The 6,085-nt window shown below is 63.8% G+C and carries 7 protein-coding genes; all 7 read left to right on the top strand.

The window, feature by feature from the left end:
- A partial coding sequence (locus FV223_RS01345; protein WP_147724973.1) for a hypothetical protein occupies positions 1–249 on the top strand: 249 nt, incomplete at its 5' end.
- Between the two features lie 280 nt (positions 250–529).
- Positions 530–901 carry a TIR domain-containing protein gene (locus FV223_RS01340; RefSeq protein ID WP_147724985.1) on the top strand — a complete coding sequence of 124 codons (372 nt, stop codon included), beginning with the start codon at positions 530–532 and terminating at the stop codon, positions 899–901.
- A gap of 7 nt (positions 902–908) precedes the next feature.
- Complete coding sequence (locus FV223_RS01335; RefSeq protein ID WP_147724971.1) at positions 909–1,892, top strand: caspase family protein; 984 nt, start codon at positions 909–911, stop codon at positions 1,890–1,892.
- Positions 1,893–1,903: 11 nt separating this feature from the next.
- Complete coding sequence (locus FV223_RS01330; RefSeq protein WP_246689567.1) at positions 1,904–2,191, top strand: hypothetical protein; 288 nt, start codon at positions 1,904–1,906, stop codon at positions 2,189–2,191.
- A gap of 5 nt (positions 2,192–2,196) precedes the next feature.
- Complete coding sequence (locus FV223_RS01325) at positions 2,197–3,573, top strand: metallophosphoesterase (protein ID WP_147724981.1); 1,377 nt, start codon at positions 2,197–2,199, stop codon at positions 3,571–3,573.
- A 137-nt stretch (positions 3,574–3,710) separates the two neighbouring features.
- On the top strand, positions 3,711–5,264 hold the full coding sequence (locus tag FV223_RS01320) for an adenylate/guanylate cyclase domain-containing protein (RefSeq protein ID WP_147724968.1): 1,554 nt from the start codon (positions 3,711–3,713) through the stop codon (positions 5,262–5,264).
- A complete protein-coding gene (locus FV223_RS01315; protein ID WP_187276010.1) occupies positions 5,261–6,052 on the top strand; it encodes an E2 domain-containing protein in 792 nt (263 codons plus the stop codon). The genes FV223_RS01320 and FV223_RS01315 overlap by 4 nt, the downstream gene beginning before the upstream one ends.
- Positions 6,053–6,085 lie beyond the last annotated feature (33 nt).

Here is a 6,085-nt window from a genome sequence, read left to right as displayed (position 1 = left end):
GGCGTGGTCCACGCCATGCGCGGCGCCACCGCGCTCAAGGCGGAGCCGGACTTCGCCGGCCACGCGGAGACGTCGATCGAGGCCCTGCCCTTCGCCAAGCCGGAGCGCAGCGTCGCCGACCGGCGCGCCGAGGCCAAGATGAAGGGCTACGTCGGCGAGGCCTGCCCGGAATGCGCGAACTTCACGCTGGTCCGCAACGGAACCTGCCTGAAGTGCGACACCTGCGGGAGCACAACAGGGTGCTCATAGTTATGCCGTGTTGAACGGCGACTGAGGACAAGGTGCGCACTCTTTGAGATAAGTACCTCCCACCCAAATTATGCCGCTGATTTTTGAGGGAGTAGCAGGGGGGCGGCGACGAAACTTCGCCGCCCGAAATCGGAGAATTGGCTTTCCAGTTCCATTGATAAGCTCGGAACCAAAACTGAATGTGGGTAAGTTAATTCCAGGTAATTAGCGTACGTCGAGATATTCGGTGGCGGGACATTTCTCGTCGACGAGTAAAATTTGGAATGGCGGGGGCTGTACTATGACTTCAAAGAAAATTGTGTTTGTTGCTTTCGCCATGGAGGACGAAAGGCAACGCGATTTTCTGAAGGGTCAGTCGCTGCATCCTCGCGCGCCTTATGAGTTCATCGACCTGTCCGTCAAAGAGGCCTACGAGACAGAATGGAAGGACAAAGTGCGCACGCGTATCCGGCGCTGTCACGGGGTGATCGCGCTGGTGAGCAAAAACTCTTCGCAGTCGACGGGCCAAAAGTGGGAGATCGCCTGCGCCAAAGATGAGGGTAAGAAGGTCATCGGGGTCTGGGCCTACGCGAGCGACCGGACCGAAATCGCCGGCGTAAGGACCGTGATCTGGAGCGATGTTAACATCGCCGCTTTCATCGACTCCCTGTGAGGTCGTGATGCGGAAGGCCTTGGTCATCGGCATCGACCACTACGACCGCCTCAAGCCGCTTCAGGGCTGCGTTGCCGATGCCACGGCCGTCGCCACCGTCCTCGAAACCAACTTCGACGAATCGGTGAACTTCACCACGCCGAGGCTCCTAACCGCCACGGATAAGGGCAACCCACTCGACCGTCGGCAACTTCGCACGGAGATCGAAGCCCTCTTCGCTGGCGATCCCACAGTGGCCCTCCTGTATTTCGCGGGCCACGGTTTCGTCGACGAGACGGGCGGCTTCCTGTGCGCCAGCGACAGCCAGGACGGCAATGACGGGCTTCCGCTGGTTGAGATCATGACGTTCGCCCGGCAATCGAAGGCGAAGAACAGGATCATCATCCTCGATAGCTGCTACGGCGGCATAGCTGGGAACCGAGCAGGGGGCGGCGGTGTGGCCGAGATCCCCGAAGGAATGACCCTCCTCACAGCGTCAACCGAGAAGGAGTACGCGTACGAGGGCGGGAACGGTGCCCCCGGTGTGTTTACCAACTTGCTGGTCGACGCACTCAACGGAGCGGCCGCGAATCTCGTCGGAGATGTGACGCCGGGCAGCGTCTATGCGCACATCGACCAGTCGCTCGGACCATGGGGCGGGCAGCGGCCTGTGTTCAAGACCAACGTGAAGTCCTTTGTCTCGCTGCGGAAGGCGAAGCCTCCCATATCCCTCGCCGACCTGAAAAAGCTCGCCACGCTCTTCCCGGCCCCGGGCCACAAGATCCAGCTCGATCCATCGTTTGAGCCGGAGAGGGAACGACCGGATACCGGGGTGGCGCCCGATCCTGCGAACACGGAGATCTTCGCGGTGCTCCAGAGCTATGTGAAGGTTAACTTGGTCCGGGCGGTCGGGGCACCCCACATGTGGCATGCCGCGATGGACAGTCAGAGTTGTGAACTCACCGTACTTGGCGAGCACTACAGGCGTCTGGTGGCTGAAAAGCTGATCTGACCAAGGGGCAGATGATGGCTCGTGACCATAGGGATGACGAAGCGCTCATCGAGGAATTGGCGGCCATCGAGCACGAGCGGTGGTCACATTGGCAGCGTTACGTCCACGACAAGGCCGTCCGCCAGCGGGACGGATCGCTGGTCATTCCAGCCGACCTGGTCCAGCGGTGGGAGCGCCAATTTGGGATGCAGTACAATGACCTGCCCGAGGTCGAGAAGGAAAGCGACCGGGAGCAGGTCCGGCGATATCTCCCAGTGCTGAAGCGCTGGTCCCAGGATGATGAAAAGAGGAGCGGGTGAAGTCGATGCCGGAATCTTTCGAGAGCGTGCGCGACCCGGTGCTGTCCCTTTTCCAGTCTGCGGTCGCGGAGGTCGCCGAACGCATCGACGCCAAGCCCTCCGGACCGGGTGCACGGCGGCTGGAACGGTCGGCCTCAGCGACGTTCAACGACGAGGCGACCGCAATCGCGCGACGGGAGTGCGGGCTCAACACGGGCACCGGGTCCGGGGCCCCGCCTTCCTCGCCGGCGGCACGGGATTTGTCCCCGGTCGATATGGGCAAGGTGTGCGTCGAGTTGGCCTTGCGCTACGTGAAGGCCCTAGCCAGTGGTAGCCAGGCTGCGCTCGCCGAGGTCGAGGACGAATACAGGACCGGGACCTGCGACGTGGAATGGGTGACTACCCTGCGTGCCTATGCGGGGTATTTCGGCCCGGACGGGAAGCGGAAGCCGATCCCCTACGTCCGGCCCGCGCAGGCCGGTCCGGGGACGCACGAGATCAAGGCCGGTTCGCGCCTCGCGCTCGTGAGCGATTGGGGCACCGGCGCACGGCCGGCCATCGAGGTCATGAGGTCCATTGCCGGGGAGAACCCGGACGTGCTGGTCCACCTTGGGGACATCTATTACTCGGGGACCGGTAAGGAGTGCGGGGACAACTTCCTCCGCCCGGTGACGCGGGAGTTGCGGGCCAAGCGACCGACCCTGGTGTACACGCTGTCTGGAAACCACGACATGTACTGCGGCGGGGTCGGATATTACGACCTGCTTCCAAAGCTGAACGAGGATACCCACCAACAGCGCGCGAGTTTCTTCTGCCTGCGCTCGACGGATGAGAGGTGGCAGTTCCTGGCCATGGATACCGGCCTGCACGACGACAATCCCCGTTCGATTGCCGATGCCCTGACCCACCTTGAAGACGACGAGTTGGATTGGCATTGCCAGCGGATCGAGGAGTTCGGAGGTCGGACCATACTCCTGTCGCATCACCAGCCGTTCTCCGCGTTCTCGGCCATCGGCGCCGAGCCGGCGCAGGGCAAGCGGAAGGCGGTCAACCCCAACCTGATGCGTGCCTTCGAGCGCATGAACCGAGACGGCCGCGTGGCGGCCTGGTTCTGGGGCCACGAGCACTCGCTGGGAATCTACGAGCCGTTTTTGGGGATTAAGGTCGGTCGGTGCATCGGCCATGGCGCCGTCCCGGTGTCCGTCCTCGACGATATCTACAAGCCTCTCGACGACCTGGAACAGACTCCCGCCATCGTCGAAGGCACGAATCTTAAGACGCGCGGCGGGGTCTTCGCCCATGGCTACGCAGTCATCAATGTTGGGGTCGACTCATGTCGAGCTCGGTACCTTCAGGTTACCGATACCGGCACGGAGGAAACGTTCTCCGAAGAGATCTCGTGACGTTTGGCCGAGGGACCATCGAAGGGCGGCGTCGTAACATCGGCCCAGTGCGGCGCTGAAGTCCGCGTCCCTCGATCCATCGCGAAAAACAAGATCGGGCCGGTCCTTGCCCGTTCCGGCGAGAGGCGGAGGTTGACATGGCACATAGCTGGAAGCGTGACCGAGCGGCCGAACACATCGCCGCCAAGATCAAGGACGTGAAGAAGGTCGAGATCGTCGACTTCAAGCGTGAGATGTCGCTTGGCAACATCCCCACGGCGAAGGCCTATCGGATAGAGGCCGTACATCTCTACGCGGACATCCTCAACCTCGACGATATGCTGAACTGCACGTCGAGCGAGGGGGAGACCTGCCACAAGCGAACGCTCCGGTTCCTCGACCTGCATGGTCGAAGCGTGCGCCGTATCCTGAACAGGGCGGATGCGCTGCGTGTCGATTTCCATAATCAGCGGCTGCACGCCGTCGTGCACAAGCCCTACGACAGCGACGACGACGAGGACGGCAGCACCGAGGCCCGGAGATTGCATCGCGCGGTGGCTATCGCCCAGCTCGTGATCGACGTCTGCGCGGCCACAGGCGACGACGACGAGTATGTTCCTGCGGCCAGGGTTAGGGTCGGGATAGACAGCGGTCTGGCCCTCGTTGTGAACAACGGCCGCAATGGCGGTCGCGAGCCCTTGTTCCTGGGGAATCCGGCAAACCATGCCGCGAAGTTCTCGGCGGCGGGGTCTGCGGTCGGCATATTCCTGACGAACAACGCCCGGCGCGCGATAGGCCTACCGGAGGTCAAGGAGCCGTCCAAGACCAAGTTGACCACCAGCGAGGTCGCCCTGTCGCAGGCCGACGCCGAACTCGGTCTCGACGTCGAGGACCTGGCGGAGGAATGGCGTACCGACCTCGCCAAGAACCCGCTCTCCAACTACGGCTTCTCGCGCCATACGCCACCGTTGCGCACCATCGACATCAGTGCCCTGACGCCCTCCAACTCGCGGCGCCAAGAGGCAGTCTCCGTCTATGCCGACATCGATGGTTTCACAGCCTACGTGGCCCGCCACCTAGAAGCTGGGACGTCGGAGGATGTCGTGCGCGCCCTGCACGTCATCCGCGCCGAACTCGACCGGGTGCTGGGCGTGGACTTCAAGGGCCGTCGGGTCCGTTTCATTGGCGACTGTGTCCACGGCCTGCTTTGCGAGGGAACGGCGCAGACGACCGACGACGAGGGGACAGTGAGTACGGCCGTACTGTGCGCCGGGGCCCTTCGGAGCAGCTTCGAGCTGGCCTTGGAGAAGCTCAACGAGGAGGAGGTAGACGTGGAAAAGCTCGGGCTTGCGATAGGCATCGAGTTCGGCCCGATGACCTTGACGCGGCTCGGCGCGCACGGGGACCGCTTGCGATGCTCGGTGAGCCGCGGCGTACTGGCGTCGGAGTTTGAACAGAAGCGTTGCACGGGCATGCAGACGGCAATCGGGCAGGTAGCATACGACTCTGGGACGCAAGCCGTAAGGGACCTTTTCGGCCCGTCCCGGCGCTCCGAAGGCCTCGACTACAACGAGGCGGTGGAGGGACTTGCAGCCGACGGCGACCGGACCGCCAAGGCGATCAAGGCGGAGGCGTTCGCCGCCGCGGCGCCGGCGGTTAAAAGAGCTTCCGACCAAGTGGTCACACCCTACGTCGAGGTCGGCGGGGAATGACGCAGCCGGCGGCGGTCGAAATCCTGGCATCGGCAGCCTCGGCATATGGGATCACGCCGCTTCCCTCGACCAATGGTCGCCTACGCGCGGCCGTGCCCGTCCTGATGACGGACGGGAGCCTCCACGGCTACGAACTTGAGGTCCAGGAGAGCGGCGGGCGGCCTTATGCTCGGGAGGCGACCCTAGGGGCTCGTCTCCCGGCGTTCTGCCCAATGCGGCATATCAATTCCGATGGGTCGTTCTGCCTGAACTGGGAGCCCTACGAGAGCCTGGCGCTCGAAGCCACCGCGGACGGCGCGACATGGTGGGGGGCCGTGTTGCAGTTCCTGCGCCTGCAGGAGCGGGCGCGGCGCCTGCGCCGATGGCCGGACCGTCGCGAATGGGCTCATGGCGGCGCTGCCGTACACCAGCGCAAGGCGCTCGAAGCGGCCGCGGCGGTCTCGCCCCGGCTGCGCGATCGGCTATTCCAGGGACGCGTGGCCACGGTTCGGTCGAAAGGGTGTTCATCGCGGGGGAGCGCGGTTCGATTGCAGGTCGACGGCCGGACGATGGCGCGCATCTTCGTCAAGCAACGTAGCCCGGCGACGCTTCGGCAAGCCTGCCCGTGCGGGCAGGACGAACGTCCCCTTACGCTCCGGCGATGCCGCGACCATGCCGGTCGCCTAGTCGAGATCGTCGGCGCGATGCAGGACATGGCCACCGCGGAGCGGTCGTTCTGGAAGTCATTCGAAGGCAAGGCTTGTTGCGGGACCATGGACGGTTGCCCGCTGGGCGTCGCCAGGCCGTGAGGCCCTGGCGCGGCGGAGGCGCATCTGATGGGT

Origin of the sequence: Methylobacterium sp. WL116 (assembly GCF_008039455.1) — a bacterium.
GTDB lineage: Bacteria > Pseudomonadota > Alphaproteobacteria > Rhizobiales > Beijerinckiaceae > Methylobacterium.
The sequence above is the reverse complement of the archived record's forward strand: the minus strand, read 5'-3'. Positions and strand labels throughout refer to the sequence as shown.